The organism is Geothrix campi (assembly GCF_024609265.1).
Classification (GTDB): Bacteria; Acidobacteriota; Holophagae; order Holophagales; family Holophagaceae; genus Geothrix; species Geothrix campi.
In genome coordinates this window covers 884415-908634 of the sequence record NZ_JANHMP010000001.1, presented here as the reverse complement: position 1 = coordinate 908634, position 24220 = coordinate 884415, and the positions used below count along the sequence as shown (strand labels likewise).

Sequence of the window (24220 nt, the reverse complement as noted above, 5' to 3'; positions counted from 1 at the left end):
CTGCACCTGCCTGGAGTCTGATCCGATGATCGCCTGGGATGGCTCTAGACGCGGATCAGTGCGTTCCCGCGGACGGTGCGGGGGCTGGGGCTTTCGCCTGCACCACCGGCAGGGCCGGGCCCGCCCCGGCAGGCGTGATGGCGCGGAGCATGGCCTGGATCCGGGTCTGCATCTCTTTGTCATCCACCTTGCCCACCCGGGCCAGGTAGAGGGTGAACAGGTCCGGGCCCTCGACCGGGGCCGTGCCGGGTTTGAGGAAGGCGGGATGCACCGCCGCGATCCGGCTGGCGCCATCCTCCTCGAAGGTGCGCTGAGTGTAGGGATGCCGCTGCTTGGCGATCTCCTTCCATTGTTTCTGATCGTTCTCAGGCATGCCAGGCGTGGGATGGATGTGCTTGAGCACAACGAAATAGTTGTCTTCCTCGTCCTCCGCGATGCTCACGCGACGCAGATCCCAGGCCACTTCCTGCCCCTGCCGCGAGAAGCCCATGTTCAGGATGAGGAAGGCCTTGGGTGACAAGTCCACGTGGGAGGAATCCAGGTCCAGCTTCGCCCAGAGGGCCTGGAGGTGGAGGAACTTGCCTTCCTTGAAGGAGAAGGCCATGTCTCTGAGGGCTGCGGGAAGCTGGTCGCGGTGCTGAAGGTACTCCACCCAGTCGCTGAGCTTGCCGCTGTAAGGGACGTAGGTGTAGTCCAGGAATTTCGACATGTCGTAGAGCCAGGGCATCAGGGCGGAGGAATCCACGAACTTGACGGCCATCACCACGCCCGAGGGGATGAGCGTGGTGTAGGTGATGACCGTGCCGTCGTCGTAAGGCGTGAACCAGATGGCCTGCTGCCAGGGCCGGGCGAAGCGGTCGATGTGGGGCTTGACCTGGTAGGGGTCGCCGAATGAGGTCACGCGGATGTCCTGTCCGCCGACGGTGCGGGTGACCTGGGCGCCCTTGAGCAGCAGATCCATGGAGAGCTTGGGTTTGGCGAGGAGGTCCCCGAGGTTGACGCCATCCGGGCGGCGCAGCCTGAACAGGTACACGCCATTTGCCTGGGCGTAGCGGAGGCGGCCGTTCTTCGGAAGCTCGTTGCTCTTGTACTCAAGGCCGGAGAAGCTCCAGGTCTTGGTGGTCTTGTCGCGGAAGATGACTTCGGGATCGCCGCTGGTCGGGATATCGCCGATGGCCGCCTCGCTGGCCTCGCTACCGGGGAACAGCTCCGCCCCGAGACTGTTGAAGAGGCTGTCCATGGACTGGGTGTAGAACACGGATTCCCGGGCCGCGAGGTCCTTCCTGAGTTCAGTGTAGGGGCGGGGCAGGGGCAGGTTGAAGGCCCGATCGATGGCTTTCGAGTTCTCCGGGAACAGCGCGAAGGCGAAGCTCATCTTGTTGAAAAAGGCGGCGGTGTTGACCTTCACGGTCTTCAGTTCCTCGATGGGCAGGGAGTAGCAGATGTTGTCCTTCTTGCCCTGGACCAGGCCCACCACCCGTCCCTGCGGGTCCACCAGCGGACCGCCGGAGTTGCCGGGGTTCACGCCGGCGCTGCTCTTCAGCAGGTTCCAGGCGCCGTTCAGGGGTTCGGGCAGCGTGCCGATGACCTCGCCAGGGCGGATCACCAGGCCCTCGCCATAGGCATTCCCCACGGTGAACACGGTTTCGTTGACCTGGAAACCGGGCCGGAGTTCCAGCCATCGGTCGAAGGTCCGGCCCTTGACCGTGAACTTGATCACGTCCCGCTGCTCGTCGAGCGCGAGGATCTGATCCACTTCCCAAACATTCTGCTTGGCATCCCGGATGTAGCAGGTCTGGTAGCCCATGGAGGCGTGGACCGGCTGGAAGACATGGTGCGCCGTCACGAGCTCCGTCTTCGAAATGGCGAAGGCGGTGCCGATGGAAATGTAGCGGTCGTTGCGGATGTTGAACGGCACCAGGTCCCAGGGCAGTTCCTTCTCATACGAGACGGGATCCTTGGCCGGATCGGGGCGGAGGACCACCACCTCGAAACTCGCCTCGGTGACTCGGGCCTTGATGGCCGGGGGGAGGGCCGTCTCCTGCGCCCGGAGAGGCGGATAGAGGAGCAGGGCCGGAAGGAGGAGGGTGGCGAGGAATCTCATGGGGCATCCGTGAATGATGGGAAAACAAACCTTCATCCAGCCTGAGGGCATGGAACCAACGCTTACTGGTCTTGAATGTCCGCAGTGTATCTCAGATGGCCTCAGCCGAATTCGCGGTACCTTGGGCGCATGGAAAGTTTCGAGTCTGGATTTCTCCAACCATGTCTCAAGTTGAGCTACGGGCCGGCGGCAGTTCCGAGCCTCCCTCGGGAGACCCGGTGAATCCCCTGGACTGGGACCTGGGCAACGTGCCGCCGGGGGTGGCCTGGGGGGGCGTGGACGAGGCGGGCCGGGGTGCCTGGGCGGGCCCGGTGGTGGCGGCCTGCGCGGTGCTCGACCCGGAGACGGTGCGGCGATGGGGCCACGTTCTGAGGGGCGTGCGGGACAGCAAGCAGCTGACACCCGAGAAGCGCGAGGTGCTCGCGGCGGAGTTGAAGGCCATCCTGCCGGCTTACGGCATCGCGGAAGTGGAAGCCATGGCCATCGATCGGGAGAACATCCTGGAGGCCACCATGATGGCCATGCGGCAGGCGGTGCAGGCCTTGTCCCTCCGGCCCCGCATCCTGTTCATTGATGGCAATCGCGGGCCCAGAACGGGCCTGCCCGAGCGCCTGGTGGTGGACGGCGATGCAATCAGCTGCGCCATCGGGGCGGCCAGCATCCTGGCCAAGGCCCATCGGGATGCCCTCATGATCGCCCTGGAGGAGGAGCATCCAGGCTATGGCTTCGGCCAGCACAAGGGCTACGGCACCGCCCTGCATCGCGCCCGGATCGCCGAGCTGGGCGTTTCCCCCGTGCACCGCATCAGCTACGCACCGGTGGCCGCCCTGCAGCGCGTGGATGAGGAGCTGCGGGATGCGCTGCACCACAGTCTGGACCGCTGCGCCAACCTGGGGGAGCTGCAGGCCTGGGTGGCAACCGATCTGCGGCCTGCCTACGGTCGCCTGAAGCTGGTGTGGGTGGAGACTCTGCGACGGCGGTACGCGGATCGTCTGGCCCGATTCGCCGGCGAGGAGGGCCCCCCATGACCGACGTGGCCCTGGCCCTGATCCGCCGGGAGGGGCGCTGTTTCCTGCAGCGCCGGGCCGCCGCGAATCCTGTGCTGCCGGGCCTCTGGGAATTTCCGGGAGGGAAGGTGGAACCTTCGGAGACCCCCCTCGCAGCGCTGCGCCGGGAGCTCCTGGAGGAAGTGGCAATGGAACTGGGGGCGGCCACCGCGCTGCCGGTGCTGCAGGGGCCGGTGTGTCTTCATCCCTTCCTGGTCGACGCGCCAGGGCAGCCACGCACGGACCTGGCCTGGGGTTGGTTCACGCTGAAAGAGATCGCGGCGTTGCCCATTCCGCCGGCCAATGCCGCACTCCTCCACGACCTGGAGAGGGCCCTCTGATCGGGCGTCGTGAGTTGATCTGATAGGCTGGACTCTTCCCCAGGCCCGGAGCTGTCATGCCGCGATTCCTCGTTCGGACCTTCCTGTTCGCCCTCGCCGCGCTGGCCCTGCAGGCCCAGCAGACCGAGGTGGTGCTGAGCGCCTCCAGCAGCGCCAAGCTGGTGCTGGGCATGGCCCCACCGAAGCTGTCCGGCCTGGAGGAGGCCCAGGTGGCCACCGAGTTCACGGCCGTGCTGAAGCGGGATCTGGATGAGACAGGGGTATTTGCGGTGCTCCAGGAGCGGCTGCCAGCCGACTCTGCCCCGGCCAAGGCCTGGAAAGAGGCGGGCGCCCAGTGGCTGCTGAGCCTCCGGCTTGCCCGGGCGGCCACGGGCGAGCTCACGCTCGACGCCTCCGCCCTTGACACCGCGGCGGAAAAGGCCGTGTTCACCAAGCCCTACAAGGCAGATCGCCTCGTCCCCCTCCGCCGCCTGGCCCATGCGCTCGCGGATGACCTGGTGGCCCGGCTGACTGGGGAGCGGGGGGTGGCCTCCAGTCGAGTGGTGTTCATCCGCCAGATGGCGCCCGGCGTGAAGGAGCTGTTCCAGATCGACCGTGATGGCGCGAACCTGATCCAACTCACCCGGCACGGCAGCCTCACCCTGTCCCCCACCGTGGCCGCGGATGGTCGGCTGGCCTACGTCACCTACAAGGGGGGCGCGCCTGAGATCTGGGGCCAGCGCCGCCGCGACGGCGCCCACGAGAAGCTTTACCCGGCCAGCGGTTCGGGGGGCATGGTCTCCTCACCGGCCTGGTCGCCGGATGGCCGTCGCCTGGCCTTCGTCCAAGGCGATCGGCGGGGCAACAGCGACATCATGGTCCTGGACCTGGATAGTGGACGCGCGCGGCGCCTGACCGACGGTAATGGCATCAATACCGAACCTAGCTGGAACCCCAATGGCACCCAGATCGCATTTACTTCCGACCGCGAGGGCGGCCCCCAAGTGTTCCTGATGCAGGACGACGGCTCCAACCTCCGCCGCCTGACTGCTGAAGGGATGTACAACGCCAGCCCGGCGTGGAGTCCCAACGGCGCGATGATCGCTTACGTGTCCCGATTCGAGGGCAAGTTCGATCTTTTTATCTATAAGTTGGGAGAAGGAAAGGCTTACCAGATCACCACCGGGGTGAGCACCTCGGAGTCGCCGGCCTGGTCCCCGGATGAGCGCCGGCTTGTGTTTACGAGCAACCGGTTCGGTTCCATGCAAATCTTCACCACGGATCTCTCGGGCCGCCAAGTGGTAAGAATGACGGAGCTTTCTGGCTGTCAGAGCCCCAGATGGACACGAGGCCGTTAAAAAATAAATGACAATTCCCTGAGTATGATCCATCTATACTCAGGCTCATCCAGGAGGAACAATCCCATGAGATACGGAACCTACCTCGTCCCTGCCGCTATCGTGCTCACGCTCGGCAGCCTCGCTTGCAAGCCCCCCAAGACGGCGGAGCAGATCAAGCAGGAGACCCAGGCGGCCTTCAACGAGGGCTACCAGGCGTTCAAGGACGGAAAGGCCCGCGAGACCAATCCCTACTTGAGCGAGAAGGAAGCCAAGGAGAACCCGCACAAGATGCAGGGTTGGTACGAGGGTTGGGACAAGGCCAAGGCCGACAAGGATGCCGCTGACAAGGTCGCCGCCGAGAAGGCTGCTGCCGACGAAGCCGCCCGCAAGGCCGCCGCCGAGAAGGCCGCTGCCGAAGAGGCCGCCCGCAAGGCTGCCGAGGCGGAGAAGGCTGCTGCCTATCAGAAGGCCGCCGAGGCCGCCCTCAAGACCATCCACTTCGACTTCGACAAGTCCGACATCAAGGAAGGCGACCGCGCCCTCCTTCAGGGCATCGCCGACTTCATGAAGGCCTATCCTGCGGCCAAGGTCGAGATCGAAGGCCACTGCGACGAGCGTGGCACCAACGAGTACAACCTGGCCCTCGGCAACCGCCGTGCCGCCGCCGCCCTGGCCTACCTGAAGACCCTGGGTGTCGATGAGGCCCGCTTCACCACCATCAGTTACGGCAAGGAAAAGCCCCTCTGCACAGAGGCCAAGGAGGCTTGCTGGAGCCAGAACCGCCGCGGCGAGTTCAAGCTCAAGTAGCTGTTTTTCATCACGCGAAGCGGGGGCAACTGCCCCCGCTTTTCGTTTAGGATGAAGGGAATCCCGGAGGCTCCATGAACGCCCGTACCCTGCTCCTTCCGGCACTGATCATCCTGCTCACCATCGGATGCAATTCCGAGGATCAGCTCCGCCGCGTGGAGCAGGAAGTCGGCGACCTCAAGCTTGAGGTCTTCAAGCTGCGCCAGCAGGCCGAGGACGGGAACAAGCGCGCCGAGGCCGAGCAGAAGGCCGCCCAGGAGGCCCGGGCCCAGGATCGTCGCTTCCAGGCGGATCTGCAGGAGAGCCTGCGCCAGGTGCAGGACACCACGCGGGTGCTGAACAATCGCCTCAACAGCCTGCCGCGGGGCGGCACGCGACCGGCCACTGAGACTCAGCCGGCGGCGCAGGCCTCCGAGGATGAGCGCGCCTTCAATGTCGCCGTGCTGGACTACAACCGGGGCAACTATCCCCTGGCAGCCGAAGGCCTCGACCACTTCCTGAAGAGCTACCCCCAGAGCGCCAGGCGCCCGGATGCCCTCTTCTTCCTCGGTCTTTGCCATTACAACCTGCGCGCCTACGACAAGGCCCAGCAGGCTTTCGATCGCATCATCAAGGATCACGCCGCCTCGCCCCAGTTTCTGCCGGCCAAGCTCAAGCGCGCCCAGTGCCTGCTGAAACAGGGGCTGAAGCCCGCGGCCGTGAAGGCCTTCCGCGAACTGGTGGACGGCTTCTCGGGTAGCGCCGAGGCCCGCACGGCCCAGCAGGAACTCAGCGACCTGGGGCTCTGAGCGCATGAACCCGGAACACTGGCGCGTTCCCGTCCGCATCGATTTTGCGGGCGGCACCCTCGACCTGTGGCCCATCTACGCCATGATGGGCGGCTGTGTCACGGTGAACGCCGCCGTGGATCTGTGGATCGAACTCGACGTGGTGCGCGGGGGCCCCGGCCACCGGATCACCAGCCGGGACCTGGGAATCGATCTCGCCTTCGACGCCTGGCCCGCTGAGCCGCCCAAGGGGCTTTCCTGGGTGTGGCGAGTGCTGGACGGATCGGGCGCCCCGCCTGCGGCCGTGTCCATCCACAGTCCCGTGCCCCAGGGTTCCGGGCTGGGGGTGTCCTCTTGCCTGGGGGTGGGCCTACTGGGCAGTGCCTTGGGCCTGGAGGCCGGTCAAGATCTTGCGCGCAAGGTGCCGATTCTGAGGGACATGGAAAGTCGGGAACTTCAGACCCCGGCGGGCTGGCAGGACTACTACCCGGCAGCCCTGGGTGGAGCCCTGGCCCTCCACTGGGATGGTCCCGACCCGCGCTGGGAACGCCTGGAACCCCACCCCCGCCTGCTGGCGGATCTCGTAGTGTTCTACACGGGCAAGCCCCACCACTCGGGCCTCACCAATTGGGAGGCCTACAAACGGTTCATCGAGGGGGACACCCAGACCCGCCAGGCTCTGTCCGATATCCGCGGTATCGCCCTGGAGATGGCCCGGGCCCTGCCGGCAGACCCCTCCGAGGTGGCCGGTCTCCTGGAGCGGGAGGGCCAGGCCCGGGTGAAGCTTTCGCCGGCTGTCGAGACGGACGCCATGCGCGCCGTCCGGGAGCGTGGCCGCCGCGAGGGCTGGTACGCCGGCATGAAGCCCTGCGGCGCCGGCGGGGGTGGCTGCTGCCTGCTGGTGGTGAAGGATGGAACGCGGGAGGCCGCTGAGGCCTCGCTGCGAGAGATGGGCCTGCCCCCTCTGGATCTGCGGATCACGCCGAAGGGGCTGCACAGGCTCGGATGAGGGTGGCGGGATCCGGCGCTACCAGGGGTGTTTGACCGGGCGTGGCGAGGAGGTCGCGCAGGCGCTGATCCCGCTTGCCGAGCGGCAGGTTGGGGAGCTCGGCCCTGGGAATCCAGCGCAGGCCCTTGGCTGTCTCGAAGCGTGCTTCCAGGCGGAGATACAGCGGACTCACGTGCTCCCGGCGGTGGGTGTAGACCTGGGTCCAGCCGGGCCAGAAGGTGATCGGGTGGGTCCCCTGGAGCGAAAAGCGGGCCGGGGGGAGCGTTTCCACATCGAGTGCCGGCCAGCGCCAGAGGCCTGCCAGCAGGCCCTTGTCGGCAGGCGCATGCAGCAGCACATGCCCCTCGGCCTCCATCGCCAACAGCCAGAGGCAGGAGGCCTTCGGTTTCGCCCGCTTCGCCACGGGCGGGATTTCGGCGGTGCGATTGGTCACATGCGCACCGCAGCGATCCGCCAGGGGGCACCTGCTGCAGGCGGGCGTCGGTGTGCAGACCGTGGCGCCCAATTCCATGAGGGCCTGCGTCAGGCGGGAGGGGCCATGGGCTTCGAGGGCAGGGGCGAGCCAGGCACGCAGGTCCGCGGCCCGGGCCTTGGGATCGCCCTCGATCACCAGCAGGCGGGCCAGTACCCGAAAGGCGTTGCCGTCCAGGGCGGGGGCTGGCCATTGGAAGGCGATGGCACCCACGGCGGCGGCGGTATAGGGCCCCAGGCCCGGCAGCCGTGCGAGGCCCTCCAGATCGCCGGGCCAGCCTTCGGCGGCGATGCTGTCGACAGCGGCCTTCAGGAACCGGGCGCGGCGGTAGTAGCCAAGGCCCTCCCAGGCTTTGTGGAGGGTGTCCTCATCGGCCTCCGCCAGGGCCCCGGGGTTGGGGAATCGCTCCATCCAGCGCGTGAAATACGGAATCACCGTGGCCACCTGGGTCTGCTGGAGCATCAGCTCCGACACCAGCACCGCGTAGGGATCCGGGTGGGCGGCGTCGAGATCCCCGGCCCGCCAGGGCAGGTCCCGCCGCACGGCCTCGAACCAGGGGGACAGGGGGGCGAGGAGGGTGGAAGCAGGCGGCCAAGGCATACCAGACCCTACCATTCCGGGGCTTGATCGCCCGAGCGGCCCACCGGTGGGGCGGGGTCTTTCCAAGTACGAATTTGGGGGTTTTCGGAAAGCTGAGTCCATTTTAGACTCATTCTTTTTTCACGGATGGCTGATGAAAATGATAACCAACACACCTCGTCTGGCGCGTGTGCTTCTCGGCTTGGGGCTGGCTTCCTTCTGGGCTTGCGGCGGTGGGGGCTCCAGCTCCGACACCGTCGGCACCCCGGCCCCCTCAATCCTGAAGCTCCTGCCCGCATCCAGCGATATCAAGGTGGGTGGCACCCTGCAGGTGTGGGCGGAGGACGCCCAGGGTCATGTGATCCCGGCGGCCTTCTCGGTGGTGGAGTCCCAGGGGGGCACGGTGGACATCACCGGCCGCTACCAGGCACCGCCCACGGCCGGGACCTACCACCTCCGGGCCACGAGCAACCAGGTCCCCGGGGCCGTCGCGGAGGTGCCCGTGAAGGTGTCCGCCTACTTCTCCACGCTGGCTGCGGCGCCCTCCACCCAGTTCAGCCGTTTCGACCACAGCGCCACCCTGCTGCCGGATGGCAGCGTACTGCTGGCGGGCGGGATGGAATCCAGCCAGTTGGAGCGGTACCTGCCTGCGTCGGGTGCCTTCGTGCCCACTGGCGATCTCGGAACCAAGCGCTGGGCCCACCAGGCGTCGGTCCTCCCCGGGGGTGGCGTGCTGCTGACCGGGGGGGCCTACGGTGTGAGCGTCCTGGCCACCGCCCAGGTTTACGAAGTCGGGACCGGCCTGCGCACGGTGGGGGCCCTGACGGCCACACGGATGCTCCATGCGGCGACCGAACTGGCGGATGGGCGCATCCTGCTGACCGGCGGGCTACCCGCCACGGGCTCGGATATCTACGCCACGTCGACCTCGGAGCTCTTCAATCCCGCCACGGGCGGGTTTGCGGCCTCGGGATCCATGGCTTCGCCCCGGACCGGCCACACGGCGACCCGTCTCCCGGATGGGAGGATTCTCATCGCCGGCGGACGGAACAGCACCTGCTGGTACGGGTGTCCGGAGCTGATCTGGGCCTCCGCTGAACTCTACGACCCTGCCACGGGCACGTTCACGCCGACGGGGAGGATGACCCAGGCCAGGTACGGACACACGGCGACGCCGCTTCCGGATGGCCGCATCCTGATCGCCGGAGGCACGACGCCCGACCTTCCCAACACGGACGTGTCCTCCTCCGTGGAGATCTACGATCCCGCCACGGCAACCTTCGCCGCCGCAGGGACCATGCTCCGGCCCCGGAGCCACCACACGGCCACCCTTCTCACGGATGGGCGGATCCTCCTGGCCCATGGGCGGACCCAGGGCGAGGGCTCGATCGCCTCGGCCACGCTGGAAGTGTTCGACCCACTTGTGGCCAGGAGCACCCTGCTGACCTCCAACCTGACCACCCGCTATCGCCACTCGGCGACGCGCCTGCTGTCTGGCGACGTGCTCCTGGCCGGCGGCACCGAGGGCGGCGGCGGCATCAAGCTGGTGGAGGTCTTCCGGTAGCGCGGAAACCGGTCCCCGAAACGAAAGAAGCCGATCCCCGAAACAAAAAACGAGCGCCAGAAGGCGCTCGTTTCGTTTGGTGCCCGCGAGCAGACTCGAACTGCTACGGCTTGTGGCCACCACCCCCTCAAGATGGCGTGTCTACCAATTTCACCACGCGGGCACGTGGAACAATCATCTTCACTCAAAGCGCGAACGCGGTCAATGCCTCGTTTCGCGCGAGGCGAGGCTACTTCTTTGCAGGGGCGGGCGTGGGCGTGTGGGCAGGCGCCGGAGCCGGCGCGGGCACGATCGGCGCAGGCACGATGGCCGCCGGCTTGTCGGAGATCTTCTCCAGCACCGAGCGGTTGCCGCGGATGATCAGGACTTCGATGAGCAGCGTGGTGCCCAGGAAGCCGGCGGCCAGCCAGTAGGTGGCCTTGGAGAGGAACGGCGTGGCGCCCTGCGCGCCGAAGGCGGAGTTCGCGCCGCCACCACCGAAGGAGGCCCCAAGGCCGCCCTTGGTGCCGGGCTGCAGCAGGATCGTCCCGATGAGCAGGACACCGAAGAGGATCAGTAGCGCGAGGGCGAGGCCATTCATGGAAACTCCGAACCACTTAGTCTGGCACAGGGATGGGGTTACATCCAGAGCCCAGTGAGGCTGGGAGCCTGCAGGGCACGGTGCACGGCCTGGGCCCGTTCCACGAGGCGGATGAAATCCGAGGGCAACAGCGCCTGGGGGCCGTCGCTCAGGGCCTTCTCGGGATTGCAGTGAGTCTCCACCAGCAGGCCGTCGGCCCCTGCGGCCACGCCGGCCAGGCCACAGGGGATCACGAGATCCCGGCGCCCCGTGGCGTGACTGGGGTCCACCATGACGGGCAGATGGGTGAGCGCCTTCGCCGCCGGGACCACGCTCACATCCAGGGTGTTCCGGGCGTGATCGGACCAGGTCCGGATGCCCCGCTCACAGAGCACCAGATTGCGGTTGCCCTCGCCCAGCACGTATTCGGCGGCGTAGAGCCATTCCTCCAGGGTGGCCGAGGGGCCGCGCTTGAGGAGCACGGGCTTTTCGCAGCGTCCGGCCCGGCGCAGCAGGGCGAAATTCTGCATGTTGCGCGCGCCGATCTGCACCATGTCGGCGCTGCGCTCCACGTCGTCGAAGGTCTCCACTTCCGTGGCCTCGGTGACGATGCCCAGATCGAATTCGGCCCGGGCCTCCTCCAGCAGGCGCAGGCCTTCCAGGCCCAGGCCCTGGAAGGCGTAGGGGCTGGTGCGGGGTTTGAAGGCGCCGGCCCTCAGCAGCTTCACGCCGGCCTCGGCCACGTAGCGGGCCACGGTGAAAAGCTGCTCGCGGCTTTCCACCCCGCAGGGACCGCCCACCAGGGCCAGGTCGGGTCCACCGATCCGAACGCCATGCACGTCCACCACGGTGCGGCCCGCGGCGGCATCGGCGCTGGCCAGCTTGTAGGGGCTGGTGATGGGCACCACCCGCCGGACGCCAGCCATGGGTTCGATGCGATCCGGCTTCAGCGCTTTGGAGGCGTTCGGCGCCACGATGCTGAGCGCCTCTGGAGTTTCGTTCACCTGGCAGCGGATGCCCGCGGATTCCAGCAGCGCCAGGACTTCGCCCACCTGGTCACGGGTGGCGGCGGGTTCCATAAGAATGAGCATGCGGCCTCACAGGGAAGCTCGATTCTAGCGCTCAGGTGGGACGAGCGCCTGGACACAGGGCGCAGCCGCCCCCAGACTTGGGCGCGGAGGTCCCCATGCGGCGCGCTCCCATCCTGCTCCTCGCTCCCCTGATGCTGGTCCTGGCCTGTCAACGGCCCGATGTGGAAGCCTTCCGGCAGCATCCCGGGCCTGTGAGCGTGTCGGTGAGCCTGCCAACGGGCTTGGCTGATCGCGAGGGCTTCCAGAAGGAATACGCCTCGGCTCTGCGCGCCCGGCTGGCCACCCGGGTGGTGGTCGTTCCCGAGGGCGTGAAGGCACCTGTGGGGGGCGTGGAACTCCAGGTGGACATCCGCGACGTCTCCCCGGCCCCGGGCCAGCCCAGCCCCGCCACGGTGGGTGTGGCTGTGGGTGCGACTGTGGGCGCCCTGAGCGCGGCTTCCGGCAACCGCGGCTGGAGCGTGGTGGATGGCCTCTTCTGGGGTCTGTGGGCCGGTTCGCATGCCGCCATGGCCCAGGAACACACCCGGGACCGTCTGGGCTACCGTCCCCAGGTGGTCCGGGCCCAGGTCCGCCTGATGCAACCCGGGAACCCCGAGCCCCTCTGGACCGAGGCCATCGAGCCCCAGGAGGTGGTGGAAGCCATGGACCCGCTCCCGCCCGGATCCCGGGATGATGACGGCCGCATTCGCGAGGAGGAGGCCAAGGGCTTCGCCCGAGTGGTGGTGCAGAAGCTGTCCGCCGATTTCCGATGGACGCGCTTCACGGAGCAGCGGTTCTACGAGGACCCCGGTGCGAAGAGGGACGAGGCGCCGCCCCCGAAACCCGAACCTGAGCCGAAGACGGAGCCGAAGAAAGACTGATGGAAGCCCAGACCCTCCGCTGTTCCGGCTGCGGCGCTCCGGTACCTCCGGATGCACCGCAGTGTCCCTACTGCCAGGCCCAGCTCGCCACGGTGGCCTGCTCGGCCTGTTTCGCGATGGTGCCGCTGTCGGCCAGCCACTGTCCCGCCTGCGGCGCGGCCCTGGCGCCCCGGGCCTCGGCGACACCAGAGGGAGCGCCCTGTCCGGCCTGCCGGAAACCGCTGGCTGCTGGCCGCGTGGGGGATCTCGAGACGCGGGCCTGTCTGGCCTGTGGCGGTCTGTGGCTGGACCGGGCCGTGTTCGAGCAGCTGGGCGCCAGCCGGGAGCGCCAGGGCGCCGTGCTTGGGGCCCTTCCGGCGCCTTCGGCTCCGCCCGCCACGGCGCTGGAGCCGGTGCAGTACCGCCCCTGTCCTGCCTGCGGGCAGCGCATGAACCGCGTGAACTACGCCCGGCGGTCCGGCGTGGTGCTGGATGTCTGCAAGGCCCATGGCCTCTGGTTCGACCAGGATGAGCTGCGGCGGCTGCTGGCCTTCATCGCCGGAGGCGGCCTGGACCGGGCCCGGGAGCGGGAACTCGAGGAGTTGAAGGGGGTCCAGCGGGCCGCCGTCCAGGTTCCCGGGCATCCCGGTTCTTCGTATGAGTTCGGGCAGCAGATAGGTGCTTCCGGGGGCTGGCTTACCGCGGCTGGACTGGTGGGGTTGGCCCTCGAGGTGGCGGACCACTTTCTCGACAGGGACTGATCAGCCTGCCTGCTTCACCAGGGTGGCGAACTTGAGGGGATCCAGGCTGGCGCCGCCCACGAGGCCGCCGGCCACTTCCGGGATGTCCAGCAGTTCAGGGAAGGTCTCCGGGGTGATGCTGCCGCCATAGAGAATGGGCACCGGGCCGAAATTCTGGTTCATGAGGGTGGTGAGCCTCGACTTGATGAAGGCGTGGGCCTGGCGGATCTGTCCCACCTCGGCGCGCAGCCCGGTGCCGATGGCCCAGACGGGCTCGTAGGCCACCCAGAGCGGCGTGGGCCCAGTCCGGGCCAGGATGGAGATCTGGCGGTCGAGGATCTCCAGCGTCCGGCCCTGCTGCCGTTCCTCAAGGGTCTCGCCCACGCAGAGCAGGGGGAGCAGATTCCAGTCGCGGGCCGCCTTCACCTTGGCGACCAGGGCTTCGTCCGTTTCTCCGAAGAACTGGCGCCGTTCACTGTGGCCGAGGATCACGCCCGAGCATCCGGCATCCTGCAGCTGGGCCATGGAGATCTCGCCCGTGTAGGCGCCATTCGGCTCGGCATGGCCGTTCTGGCCGAACACGCGGACCTGGCGGCTCCGGAGGCTGTCGGCCACGGGCCGGATGAGATGGAAGGGCGGTGCGATGACCGCCGTCACCGAGGGTGATGGCACATAGTCCGCGAGGAAGGCCTCGCAGAAGTCGCGGGCCTGGTCGGACAGGAAGTGCATCTTCCAGTTGGCGACGACGAAGCGCATGGAAACCTCCTGGGTGGCGCAGGACCGGTCGGCGGCAGCAGGGCGGGGCGAACCGTTGGGGGAGACCTAGAGGCTACCAGCGATTCGCCGACCGGGCATGTCCTGCCTGGGGGTTGTTCAGCGCTGAAGCGCTGCCACGCCAGGAAGTTCGAGCCCGCTGAGGAACTCCAGGCTGGCGCCGCCGCCCGTGGAGACGTGGCTCATGCGGGAGGCCACGCCGGCCTTGTTCACGGCGGCCACGCTGTCGCCGCCGCCCACCAGCACGAAGGCGCCCTTGTCCGCGGCCTCGGCCAGTTCCTCGGCCATGGTCAGGGTGCCAGCGGCGTAGGAGGGCATTTCGAAGACGCCCATGGGGCCGTTCCAGAGCAGAGTCTTGGCACTGCGGATTTCGGCCGCGTAGGTGGCGACGGTCTCAGGGCCGATGTCGAGGGCCATGCGGTCGGTGGGGATGTTCTGGTCTACGGTGATGGCGCAGCCCACGTCCTCCTTGAACTCGGTGGCAGCCACATGGTCCAGGGGCAGCAGAAGGCGCGTGCCCTTGGCCTCGGCCTGCTTCAGCAGATCGAGGGCCAGGTCGAGCTTGTCCTCTTCGCACAGGCTCTTCCCGATCTCGAAGCCCTGGGCCTTGAGAAAGGTGTAGCTCATGGCGCCACCGATGAGGATGGCGTCGGCCTTCCCGAGGAAATTCTGGATCAGTTCGATCTTGTCGCTCACCTTGGCGCCACCGAAGATCACGACCAGCGGCTTTTCCGGATTCTCCGTGACTTTGCCCAGGGCCTTCAGCTCCTTCTCCATGAGGAAACCCGCGGCCACGCGGTCTTTGGGGAAGTGGGCCACCATGCCGCTGACGGAGGCGTGGGCCCGGTGGGCCGCGCCGAAGGCGTCGTTCACGTAGGTGTCGGCCAGCTTCGCCAGGCTGGTGGCGAAGTCCTCCTTGTTCTTGGTCTCGCCCTTCTCGAAGCGCAGATTTTCCAGCAGGAGCACCTGGCCGGGCTTCAGGGCGGCGGCTTCGGCCTCCACGGCCTCGCCGTTCACATAGCTGGCGAGCCGGCAGTCGAAACCCTGCTCCTTCAACCAGGCGGCCACGGGGGCGGCGCTGAAGGCAGCCTCGAAGCCCTTGCCCTCGGGCCGGCCCAGGTGGGAGGCCAGCACCACGGAGGCGCCGCCGTCCAGCAGGAATTTCAGCGTGGGGAGCGTTTCGCGGATCCGGGTGGCATCGGTGATGCGGCCCTCCTTGAGCGGCACGTTCAGGTCCGCCCGCAGAAAGACGCGATGGCCCTTCACATTGAGATCCCGCACCGACTGGAAGCCCATGGCTGCTCCTTGCAAATGGCTGGATTCATTCTGACGGAGGATGCACTGCCAGGCTATCCGTCAGCCGTCATCCCACCTTTTCGAAGATGCCGATCCACCGCGGGCTCTCTTCAGAGAAGGCCTCGCCTGTGTAGGTGCCCATGACGTTGCGCAGGCGCAAGCCGGCGTGGGCAGCCATCTCCTCAAGGGCTTCGGGAGGGTAGAGGCGGACGCTCTCCATGGCTTGGCGGGTTTCCCCGGTGTCCAAGCGCGTGAGCCTCATGCGTTTCACGATGCGATCATTTTCGATGGTGCGATGACTGAGAACCCGCACCCCCGCGCGCTCCAGAGTGTCCTCAGACACCAGGGTGCGTCTCACCTCTTCGGCGTTGAGGTAGTCCATCACCAGCACGCCGCCGGGGCGCAGGCGACGCCCCAGATCCAGCAGCAGCCTGAGGTTCTGGTCATCAGAGAAGTAGCCGAAGGGCGTGAACCAGAGGCAGATGCCGGAGAGCGAGTGGTCCTTCACGGGCAGGTTCCGCATGTCGCCACGCAGCAGCCAGGAGCGCAGGTCCCTGGGAGCCAGGCGGAGCAGGGCCCGGGAGAGGTCCATCCCGAAGGCCAGGGGATTGGTCCGGCGCAGGATCTCCAGATGGCGGCCCGCGCCGCAGCCCAGATCCAGCACGGGCCCCTGGCCCAGTTCGGGGGCCACATGCAGGGCCTGGCTCACGGCCTGGCGGGCCTCCTCCGCGTCCCGGTGGGCGTAGAGCAGGGCATAGTCTTCGTCGAACCACGCTTCGAACCAGTTGGCCAAGGCAGCGCCCTTTGAATAACCCAGGGTATCCAACGGCGGGGGCCTGTGCCGCTGGAGAAGGCGAAAAGGCTGGGTGGGCTACAATGGAACGGCAAAGGAAAACCATGCAACGCCCCGAACGCCTTGAAGACCAAGTCCACTTCCTCCTTTCGACGATCGTGCAGCGCGAGCTCCGGGATCCCGAGCTGGGCTTCGTGACGCTCACGGCGGTCCGCCTCTCGCCAGACCGCAGCGTGGCCAAGGTGTACTTCACCGTGCTCCCCGCGAATGGTGGCGACCAGGAAGCCCAGGACGGCCTCACCCGCAAGGCCCTGGGCCGCGCGGCGGGCTTCCTACGCAGCCAGCTGGCCTCACGCCTGAAGATGCGCCGGGTCCCCGAGCTGCGCTTCTTCCCGGACGGCACTCTGGAGGACGGCAACCATATGGAGACCCTCCTGGCGGAGATCGAGAAGGAACGGGCTGCGCGGCCCGCGGATCCGGAAGCGGAAGAAGCCTGAATGGTCGAGTCCGGCATCCACCTCGTCCACAAGGCCGTGGGCCAGAGCAGCTTTGATGTGATCCGCGGCTTCAAGCGCCGGGCCTTCGAGGCAGGCCAGAAGAAGCTGGCCCTGGGCCACGGCGGCACATTGGATCCGTTCGCGGAGGGGCTGCTGCTGGTCATGGCGGGCCAGGCCACGCGGCTCATGGAGCTGATGCATCCGCTGCCCAAGACCTATGTGGCGGAAGTCGCCTGGGGCCTGGAAACCGATACCTGCGATCTGCATGGGAAGCCGGTGTCGGAGGCTTCCGCCGACCACCTGGCACCGGAAGCACTGGATGCCGCCCTGGCGCCCTTCCTGGGGTGGACGGATCAGGTGCCTCCAGCCACCAGCGCCAAGAAGATCGATGGCGAAGCCGCCTACAAGAAGGCCCACCGCGGCGAGGACGTGGTGATGAAGCCCTGCCGCGTGTTCCTGCTCTCGGCCCGTTGGATCGCCCACGACCTACCTCAACGCAGCACTCTGGAACTCACCTGCCGGGGCGGCTTCTACGTGCGCAGCCTAGCCCGGGACCTGGGTCGCACCCTGGGTTGCGGCGCCCACCTGACGGCCCTCCTCCGCACCGCCATCGGGCCCTGGGCCGATCCGGGCGAGGGCTCGGAGCGCCTGCTTGCCGGCGCGGACCTGCTGCCGTGGTGCCCAGCTCGCCTGCTCTCGGATGAAGAGGCCGATCACTTGGCCCACGGCCGCGTCATCCCCACGGGCGAGGCCCAACCTGCCACCTGGGCCATGCCCGAGGGCTTCCCCGACCCCGGTGCGCCCCTGCGGGCCCTGCATGACGGACGTCTCGTGGCCCTGCTCAAGCCCACCGAAGCTGGGCTGAGGACGTTCGCGAATCTGCGGGGCGGGCTGTAAAGGGAAATGCCAGCGCAGAGAACGCCGGGGGGGCTTCCCCAGCGTTCTCTGCGCTGAATCACCGGTTCAACGACTCCAGTCCTGATCCATTACTCCGTACCCGGGCCGGTGCCGATGGCCCGCCTGGGTGCCGCTCCCTCGGCTGACAGGTCGTCGTAGCGAGAGGGGAGGACGCCGCCATTGGCCTGGCAGAGGGCGCGCACGTATTTCGCGAAGGCCTCGTAGGCCTTGATCGAGGAACCGTCCGTGGACCGGAAGAGCATCACCTGGCCGATGTTCGTCACCAGCTTGGTCCCGCCGGCGAAATCCGCGGGCGTGGCGTCGGGCAGCCAGTAGGCGAGTCCCAGGGTCTGGGCCATCAGGGCGAGGTACACGTCCGTCGCCACGACCACCGGCATGTAGGGATAGTTCGCGTTCAGCCAGCCGGCCGGTGAATAGGTGAAATCGAAGATCGGGAAGTCGTAGGTGTCCAGAGCGGCATGGTCCGTGGCGAAGGCGATCCGGGTGACCCTTCCCTTGGCGGGATTGCCCGGGTCCGCCGGGTCGAAGACCGGCCGGGACGTGTCGAAGGTGAAGGAGACGCCTGAGGGCAGCAGGTACTGGTCCGCGCCATTCCTGGTCACGAAGGGGTAAGTGGCGGTGACCTCCAGGATGGCCTTCAGCTCGATGGCGGGGACGGCCACCCGCACCAATCCGAAGCCTGGGGTGTAGTGTCCCAGGGCATCGGGGCCGAGCCCCATGGGGTAGACCCGGAAGGCGTCGGACATCGCGATGGTGCCGCTGTAGCCCAGGGAGATGCCGCCCCGGACGTTGCCGTAGGAGGTGATGCCCACGTGGGTGGGTCCCCCGGAAGCCTCTGCCTCGGCGAGAATCGAATCGGCCGCGAGACGGAGCATGCCGGTCTCCTTGCGGGGCCTGGTCTTCAGCTCGAAGGTGGTGGCGCCCAGCTGCCGGAAGAACAGGTCGCCGGTTGTCTTCGGATCATTCATTACGGCGGCGCCTTCGATGTCGCTGAGGGTCCGCTCGAGCATGGACTGGCCAGCGCCGGTCCATTCCTCGGGAGTCTCGAGGGCCTGGATGGCTTCATCCACCAGGTACCTCATCCTGGGATCGGCGGGGGTGCGGTCATCGACGGGGATCAGGGTGGTCTGGGTGGCATCCATCTGGATGCTTCCGTCCTGCTTGACCTTGAGCACGAGCCGCTCCACAGCTTCGCCGTTCCAGCCGGGTTCCACGACGATCACGTTCTTCCCCGTGGCCGCGTTGGCCACCAGGAAGGGCGGGGTGGTCACATGGGTGTGGCCGCTCAGGATCACGTCGATGCCGGCGATGTTCCGGGCGATCTGGTAGCTCTCGCCCAGTTCGGGAGTATCAGGTTCCGTTCCGGCGTGGGCCAGCAGGATCACCAGGTCCACCTTCTCGGTGTTCCGGAGCTCATTCACCCGAGTCTGCAGCTCCTGGTTGGGATCCTCCGGCACGGTGAAGGAGACCGGGGCTTTGAGGGGGGCGGTGGCGGCCGGGATGGCCCCCAGCGCGCCCAGGATGCCGACCTTCAGGCCGTTGGTGGTCCGGAGCACCAGGTAGGGCCGGATGGGCTTGGCGGTGTCCTGGCCGGTGGGATCGTAGAGGCTGGCCAGGGCCGCGTCGGGTGCGGACGCGTCCCCGGAGAAGTGGATGTTGCTGGCGATGACGGGAACCAGGCCGCCCTGGGTCTGGGCGGCATAGAGGGCGCCAGCCAGGTAGGCCGGACCCGCGTCGAATTCATGGTTGCCCAGGGTTGTGGCATCGTAGCCCAGGGCCTTGAGGGCCCGGTAGTCCGGCGAGGCCGTGAGTGAGGCGGCCTGGAACAGGGTGCCCATGAGGTTGTCGCCCGAGGAGAGGGTCAGGCTGCTCTCCTGCAGGACCTCTGCTCGCTTCCGCTCCGTGGCGAGGATGGAGGAGCGCCGGGCGATGCCTCCCACCAGTTTCCCTTGTGGGGACTTGCCGAGGGCCGGGTAGCCGTCGACTTCAGGGCCCACACCGAGCAGGCGGGAATGCTCATCTGTGGTGTGGAGCAGAACGAGGGTGCGGGTGCCTTCCTTGTCTACGCCGAACCGGCCGCCGCAGGTGATGAAGGGTATCGCGGCGGTAAGGGCCAACAGGGAGGACAGCAGTTGCTTGCGCATGGCAAGGCCTCTTGGAGAAGGGATGGGAATGCGGGGACAGAACCTCTCCGGCCCGCTGATCCGGGCGAAGCGGCCTGAGGGCCCAGGGGAAGGTTGGGATCGCGTCACCCTAGGGGAGTGGCCCGGAGTCAGTTCGAAGGCCGGGCCTTATCGGCAGAAGGGCGGGTACGGTGGCGCAGGGGAAGTATGCGGAACCGATGACACCCTGCCAGTCGTTTACGGCGCGACGTCGTCGAATGACATGATTTGTCGGATCTCCGATCAGAAAATAGAGGCCTTATCGTTCCTGGCGTGCGGAGGGAGTGAACTCCCATCTCCAGGTTCGGAAAGGGGCCCTGAACGGCCAGCGGCCCCGGAGGGGCCGCTGGTATGTCTGAAATGAAATGATCCTGAGTCGCTCAGTCCTGAACTGGCACCCGCGCCGCGATCTCGTCGAGGACTTTCAGCATGTGCTGGCATTCCTCACAGCTGGTGTGGGGGCTGCCGCAGGGGAAGCCGTCGCTCTGCAGGCCCAGGCAGCGGGGCTGCTGGATGAACCGCACCAACTCTCCGAGGAGGCCTGAGACCTTGGTGCGGAGCGGGCTGTCCGGGATCTCCCGGAGGGCCATGACGATCTTCCATTCCTCGGCGTTGAGGGTGGTCTGGATGGCGGTATCCGTCATGGCTGCCTCCTGAGGGAGATGCCGAACTACTGGTTGAGGGCTTCCACAGACTTGATGCCCCAGGCGAAAGCTTCTTCGTTGAGGGGGATCAAGGCGCACTTGTCCTTCAGGGCCACGCGGATGGCTGTGAGCATGGTGTCTTTCGGGAAGATGTTCGTGGCGGCCTGGAGGGCGCCTAGGGCCACGATGTTCTTCACGACGGCCTTGCCCAGATCGGTGGCGATGCCGGTGAAGGGCACGGGGAACATCTTGATGCTGGGATCCAGCACCGGCGCCTCGGTCACCACGGAGCTGTCGTAGATGACGAAGCCGCCCCTGCGCACCGTGGGGCCGAACTTGGCCAGGCTGGGGGTGTTGAAGGCGATGAGCACCTGGGGATCGGGGGAGCCGGGGTTCAGCACCTCCTCCTCGGCCACGTGGACGTCCGCGTAGGACGTGCCGCCGCGGCTCTCTGGGCCGTAGCTGGGGATGTGCGTGGCATCGAAGCCTTCATTGATGGAGGCGCGGGCGATGAGCATGGCCGCGGTCTGGGCGCCGTCACCACCGGAGCCGGCGAGCTTCAGCGAGATGTCGTTCGGCGCCAGGTGCGTGGGGAAGCCCTTGCAGAAGCGCTCGGGGTGCTCGGAGGTGGCGCCGGCCAGGCTGAGGAGCTTCTCACCCTTGAAGCAGGGCGGGTTGCGCTTGAACCAAGGATCGACCGTGACGTCCTTCTTCACACCCAGCGGGTAGACCGGCTCCATGCACTCCTTGACCCACTTCTCGGTGGCTTCGGGGTCCATCTTCAGGTGGGTGGGGCACTCGGCCAGCACCTCGATGAAGGAGTAGCCGCGGCCTTCGACCTGGAGCTTGATGGCTTTCTGGATGGCCTTCTTGGCCTTGATGCGCTGCTTGGCGTCATAGAGGGCCACGCGCTCGACGTAGACGGGCCCATCAAGTCCCGCGATGAGCTCCGCCATCTTCATGGGCTGGCCGTTGTACTCGTTCCGGCCAGAGGGGCTGGTGGTGCTGTTCTGGCCCATCAGCGTGGTGGGGGCCATCTGGCCGCCGGTCATGCCGTAGATGGCGTTGTTGATGAAGATGACGGTGATGGGGGCGCCGAGCTGGGCGGTGGCCACGGTTTCCGCGAGGCCGATGGAGGCCAGGTCGCCGTCGCCCTGATAGCTGATGACGACGCTCTCGGGGTTGGCGAACTTGTGGCCCAGGGCCACCACGGGCGCGCGGCCGTGGGCGGCCTGGCTGTTGCCCACATCGAAGTAGTAGTAGAGGAACACGGAGCAGCCCACGGGGCTGATGGCCACCGTGCGGTCCTGGATGCCCAGCTCGTCGATGGCGTCGGCCAGGTACTTGTGGGCCAGGCCATGGCCGCAGCCGGGGCAGTAGTGGGTGGCGTGGCCCTTCAGACCCTCGCCGTGGGAATGGCGCTCGAACTTGTCGTAGAAGACGCTGGCTTTGCTCATGCGAGCACCTCCTTCCGACCCAGGACCCGGGTCATGATTTCGCTCTGCTGGGGCAGGACGCCGCCCATGCGGCGGACGTTTTCGATCTCAGGGAACTGCCGGACACCAGCCTTGCTGAGGGCGAGGCGGATCTCATCCTCCAGCTGCCCGGCGCTGGCCTCCACCACCACGATGCGCTGGGCGCTGTGGATGGCGGCCTTCAGCTCTTCCACGGGGAAGGGCCAGAGGGTGACGGGCCGGAACAGGCCGGCCTTGATGCCCTGGTGCCGCAGCTCCTGGACCGCGCCCTTGGCGGTGCGGGCCGGGGTGTTGCAGGCGATGAGCACCACCTCGGCGTCGTCGCAGAGGAAGGACTCGGCGCGGGCCTCCACCTGCATGGCCTCGTACTTGGCATTCAGGTGGACGTTGTGGGCCTCGAGATCGCTCTCCGTGAGGAAGATGGACGTGATCACGTTCTTGCGGTGCATGGCGTCGCCGTAGACCGCCCACTTGGGAATGCCGGGCTTGATCATGGTTTCGGGCAGCTGGACCTTGCCCGTCATCTGGCCCAGGTAGCCGTCGCCGAGGAGGATCACGGGGTTGCGGTACTTGAAGCTCAGCTCGAAGGCCAGCATGGTCAGGTCAAGCATCTCCTGGGGCGTGGCGGGAGCGAGCACGATGGCCCGGGTGTTGCCGTGGCCAAGGCCGTGGCAGGCCAGCTTGATGTCGGCCTGTTCGGGGGCGATGTTGCCGAGGCCCGGCCCGCCGCGCATGACGTTCACGAAGACGCCCGGCAGCTCGGCGCCGATCATGTAGGACACGCCCTCCAGCATCAGGCTGAAGCCCGGCGAGGAGGTGAAAGTCATCGTCGGAAGACCCGCGCCGGCGGTGCCGTACATCATGTTGACGGTGGCCACTTCGCTGACGGCCTGGATGAAGGTGCCGTCCAACTTGGGCAGGAACTTGGCCATCAGCTCGGCGCCCTCGGTGGAGGGGGTGATGGGGTAGCCATAGACGTGGCGGCAGCCTGCGAGCAGGGCACCGAGGGCTGAAGCGTACGTGCCCTTGATGACCAGGGGCTCGGTGCGGGGCAGGGGCAGCACTTCAGAGGGCAGATCCACCGGCTCCGGGGCGTCGCTGGGCTTCACGCCGAAGATCTTGGCGGGATCTTCCAGCTCGAAGTCCTGGATCTCGCCCTCATGGGCGGGCCGCAGGCCGTACGGCTCGGGGCAGGCGTCCATGCAGAGGCCGCAGGCGTTGCAGTTCGTGAGGTCCAGTTCCACCGGGACCAGGCCGGTCAGGGGGTTGATCTGGTCGCTCAGGTGGATGCAGTCCTTGGCGCAGGCGTCGAGACACCGGCCGCAGCCCTTGCAATACTCCGGCAGCAAAAAGGGTTTGGGTCGTTCTTTGAGGGCCATGGAGACTCCATGCAGGGACACAGGTCCTACTAGGGGGAAGTGTCATGCCCGCCCCGTGTGCGCGTGGTCACAAGCGGGGCGCGGCGCAGACCGCCGCCGACCAGATGGTCAGGAATGTCGCCCGGCCGGGGCGGTCTGTGGGGGACAGACCGGATCTACCGGTCTCCCCAATGCAGCTTCTGCTGAAGCAGGGCGAAGAAGTCGAGGCCGGGCCGCTGGAGCAGGGTGATGCGGGTCTGGGCCTGGCGCAGGCGGACTTCGTCGCCGGGCAGCAGCTGGTAGCCGATCTGGCCGTCCAGGGTGAGGTGGGCGTCCTCCGCCTCCTCCAGGGTGATGCTGATGGGCTGGGAGGCGGGTACCACGGAAGGTCGCAGCGTCAGCGTGTGAGGGCAGATGGGGGCGATGACGAAGGCTTCGAGGCTGGGGTGCAGGATGGGGCCACCGGCGGACAGCGCATAGGCCGTGGACCCCGTGGGCGTCGCCACGATGAGCCCGTCGGCCTTGATGGGCCCCGCATCCTGATCACCCACGCGCAGATGCATGTCCATGATGCGGGCCAGGGCGCCCTTGGCCACCACCGCGTCGTTCAGCACCGTCTGCTGAGCCAGCAGCCGGTCGCCGCGCCGGAGTTCCACCTCCAACATGGGGCGCCGGTCCGCCACGAGCGTCCCCTCCAGGAAGGCCTGCACCGCGCTGGCAGCCTCGGAGACGGGATGGGCCGTGAGGAAGCCCAGGGAGCCGAGGTTGATGCCCAGAATGGGGGTGCCCCGCATGCCCACGCGCCGGGCCGCGTGGAGCAGGGTCCCGTCCCCCCCGAGAACCAGGCACAGATCCGCGGCTGGTCCCGAGGCGCCCAGATCCGGGTCGAGGGTCAGGCGCGCAGGATCCAGGCCGGCTTCGGCCCAGGCCTCGGCCAACGCGGGCTCGCTCGTCACGAGCCAGCCCCGACCGAGGAAAGATGGCAACGCCTCGCGCAGGGTGGAAGCCAAGCGCGGGGATTTGATCTTGGCCACGAGAATCAGTCGCTGGGGCATGGGATCACTCT

23 protein-coding genes and 1 tRNA gene are annotated in these 24220 nt (G+C 67.3%); 11 read left to right on the top strand and 13 right to left on the bottom strand.

Annotated features, from left to right (window positions below; all coding sequences use genetic code 11):
- Positions 1-55: 55 nt before the first annotated feature.
- Complete coding sequence (locus tag NOV65_RS04280) at positions 56-2104, bottom strand: S1 family peptidase (protein WP_257304653.1); 2049 nt, start codon at positions 2102-2104, stop codon at positions 56-58.
- A 161-nt stretch (positions 2105-2265) separates the two neighbouring features.
- Here NOV65_RS04280 and NOV65_RS04275 point away from each other — a divergent pair, with 161 nt between their 5' ends.
- From NOV65_RS04275 to NOV65_RS04250, 6 genes are all read left to right on the top strand, one after another.
- Positions 2266-3132, top strand: a complete 867-nt coding sequence (locus NOV65_RS04275; protein WP_257304652.1) for a ribonuclease HII — start codon at positions 2266-2268, stop codon at positions 3130-3132.
- Complete coding sequence (locus NOV65_RS04270) at positions 3129-3491, top strand: NUDIX domain-containing protein (protein WP_257304651.1); 363 nt, start codon at positions 3129-3131, stop codon at positions 3489-3491. Before NOV65_RS04275 ends, NOV65_RS04270 begins: the two co-directional genes overlap by 4 nt.
- Positions 3492-3547: 56 nt before the next feature.
- Entirely contained in the window at positions 3548-4828 is a 1281-nt protein-coding gene (locus NOV65_RS04265; protein ID WP_257304649.1) for a hypothetical protein, read from the top strand.
- Positions 4829-4894: 66 nt separating this feature from the next.
- Entirely contained in the window at positions 4895-5617 is a 723-nt protein-coding gene (gene pal / locus NOV65_RS04260; RefSeq protein ID WP_257304647.1) for a peptidoglycan-associated lipoprotein Pal, read from the top strand.
- 74 nt (positions 5618-5691) lie between these two features.
- Entirely contained in the window at positions 5692-6405 is a 714-nt protein-coding gene (locus NOV65_RS04255) for a tetratricopeptide repeat protein (RefSeq protein ID WP_257304645.1), read from the top strand.
- A gap of 4 nt (positions 6406-6409) precedes the next feature.
- On the top strand, positions 6410-7393 hold the full coding sequence (locus NOV65_RS04250; protein ID WP_257304644.1) for a GHMP family kinase ATP-binding protein: 984 nt from the start codon (positions 6410-6412) through the stop codon (positions 7391-7393).
- On the opposite strand, the gene NOV65_RS04245 is transcribed toward NOV65_RS04250, so the two are convergent.
- On the bottom strand, positions 7362-8465 hold the full coding sequence (locus tag NOV65_RS04245; RefSeq protein WP_257304642.1) for an A/G-specific adenine glycosylase: 1104 nt from the start codon (positions 8463-8465) through the stop codon (positions 7362-7364). The genes NOV65_RS04250 and NOV65_RS04245 overlap by 32 nt on opposite strands.
- A 133-nt stretch (positions 8466-8598) precedes the next feature.
- On the opposite strand from NOV65_RS04245, the gene NOV65_RS04240 reads away from it, so the two are divergent.
- A complete protein-coding gene (locus NOV65_RS04240) occupies positions 8599-10008 on the top strand; it encodes a Kelch repeat-containing protein (RefSeq protein ID WP_257304640.1) in 1410 nt (469 codons plus the stop codon).
- A gap of 77 nt (positions 10009-10085) precedes the next feature.
- On the opposite strand, the gene NOV65_RS04235 is transcribed toward NOV65_RS04240, so the two are convergent.
- The 3 genes from NOV65_RS04235 to aroF form a co-directional block, all read right to left on the bottom strand.
- Positions 10086-10171, bottom strand: a tRNA-Leu gene (locus tag NOV65_RS04235).
- A gap of 66 nt (positions 10172-10237) precedes the next feature.
- Positions 10238-10588: a preprotein translocase subunit SecG gene (gene secG / locus NOV65_RS04230; protein WP_257304639.1), complete on the bottom strand. Its 351-nt coding sequence runs from the start codon at positions 10586-10588 to the stop codon at positions 10238-10240.
- Positions 10589-10626: 38 nt separating this feature from the next.
- Positions 10627-11658 (bottom strand): 3-deoxy-7-phosphoheptulonate synthase, encoded by a 1032-nt coding sequence (aroF, locus tag NOV65_RS04225; protein WP_257304637.1) that lies wholly within the window; start codon positions 11656-11658, stop codon positions 10627-10629.
- Positions 11659-11753: 95 nt separating this feature from the next.
- Here aroF and NOV65_RS04220 point away from each other — a divergent pair, with 95 nt between their 5' ends.
- Both NOV65_RS04220 and NOV65_RS04215 read left to right on the top strand, forming a co-directional pair.
- Positions 11754-12518, top strand: a complete 765-nt coding sequence (locus NOV65_RS04220; protein ID WP_257304636.1) for a hypothetical protein — start codon at positions 11754-11756, stop codon at positions 12516-12518.
- On the top strand, positions 12518-13258 hold the full coding sequence (locus tag NOV65_RS04215) for a zf-TFIIB domain-containing protein (RefSeq protein WP_257304635.1): 741 nt from the start codon (positions 12518-12520) through the stop codon (positions 13256-13258). The genes NOV65_RS04220 and NOV65_RS04215 overlap by 1 nt, the downstream gene beginning before the upstream one ends.
- Here NOV65_RS04215 and tpiA read toward each other — a convergent pair whose 3' ends face one another.
- The 3 genes from tpiA to NOV65_RS04200 all read right to left on the bottom strand — a co-directional run bounded on the left by tpiA (position 13259) and on the right by NOV65_RS04200 (position 16100).
- On the bottom strand, positions 13259-13993 hold the full coding sequence (gene tpiA, locus NOV65_RS04210; RefSeq protein WP_257304634.1) for a triose-phosphate isomerase: 735 nt from the start codon (positions 13991-13993) through the stop codon (positions 13259-13261).
- Positions 13994-14110: 117 nt separating this feature from the next.
- The gene (locus tag NOV65_RS04205) at positions 14111-15307 is read right to left on the bottom strand and encodes a phosphoglycerate kinase (protein ID WP_257304632.1); all 1197 of its coding nucleotides are present in this window, start codon (positions 15305-15307) and stop codon (positions 14111-14113) included.
- Between the two features lie 67 nt (positions 15308-15374).
- A complete protein-coding gene (locus NOV65_RS04200) occupies positions 15375-16100 on the bottom strand; it encodes a class I SAM-dependent methyltransferase (RefSeq protein ID WP_257304631.1) in 726 nt (241 codons plus the stop codon).
- A 104-nt stretch (positions 16101-16204) separates the two neighbouring features.
- On the opposite strand from NOV65_RS04200, the gene rbfA reads away from it, so the two are divergent.
- Positions 16205-16597, top strand: coding sequence for a 30S ribosome-binding factor RbfA (gene rbfA / locus NOV65_RS04195; protein ID WP_257304630.1), 393 nt, complete (start codon positions 16205-16207; stop codon positions 16595-16597).
- Positions 16598-17494: a tRNA pseudouridine(55) synthase TruB gene (gene truB / locus NOV65_RS04190; protein ID WP_257304629.1), complete on the top strand. Its 897-nt coding sequence runs from the start codon at positions 16598-16600 to the stop codon at positions 17492-17494. It begins immediately after the preceding gene.
- Positions 17495-17583: 89 nt separating this feature from the next.
- On the opposite strand, the gene NOV65_RS04185 is transcribed toward truB, so the two are convergent.
- From NOV65_RS04185 to NOV65_RS04165, 5 genes are all read right to left on the bottom strand, one after another.
- On the bottom strand, positions 17584-19659 hold the full coding sequence (locus tag NOV65_RS04185; RefSeq protein ID WP_257304627.1) for a bifunctional metallophosphatase/5'-nucleotidase: 2076 nt from the start codon (positions 19657-19659) through the stop codon (positions 17584-17586).
- Between the two features lie 398 nt (positions 19660-20057).
- Entirely contained in the window at positions 20058-20321 is a 264-nt protein-coding gene (locus tag NOV65_RS04180; protein WP_257304626.1) for a hypothetical protein, read from the bottom strand.
- Between the two features lie 26 nt (positions 20322-20347).
- Positions 20348-21778 carry a 2-oxoacid:acceptor oxidoreductase family protein gene (locus tag NOV65_RS04175; RefSeq protein ID WP_257304624.1) on the bottom strand — a complete coding sequence of 477 codons (1431 nt, stop codon included), beginning with the start codon at positions 21776-21778 and terminating at the stop codon, positions 20348-20350.
- On the bottom strand, positions 21775-23175 hold the full coding sequence (gene vorB, locus NOV65_RS04170; protein WP_257304622.1) for a 3-methyl-2-oxobutanoate dehydrogenase subunit VorB: 1401 nt from the start codon (positions 23173-23175) through the stop codon (positions 21775-21777). The genes NOV65_RS04175 and vorB overlap by 4 nt, the downstream gene beginning before the upstream one ends.
- A 155-nt stretch (positions 23176-23330) precedes the next feature.
- Positions 23331-24209, bottom strand: a complete 879-nt coding sequence (locus NOV65_RS04165; RefSeq protein WP_257304620.1) for an NAD(+)/NADH kinase — start codon at positions 24207-24209, stop codon at positions 23331-23333.
- Positions 24210-24220: the final 11 nt, after the last annotated feature.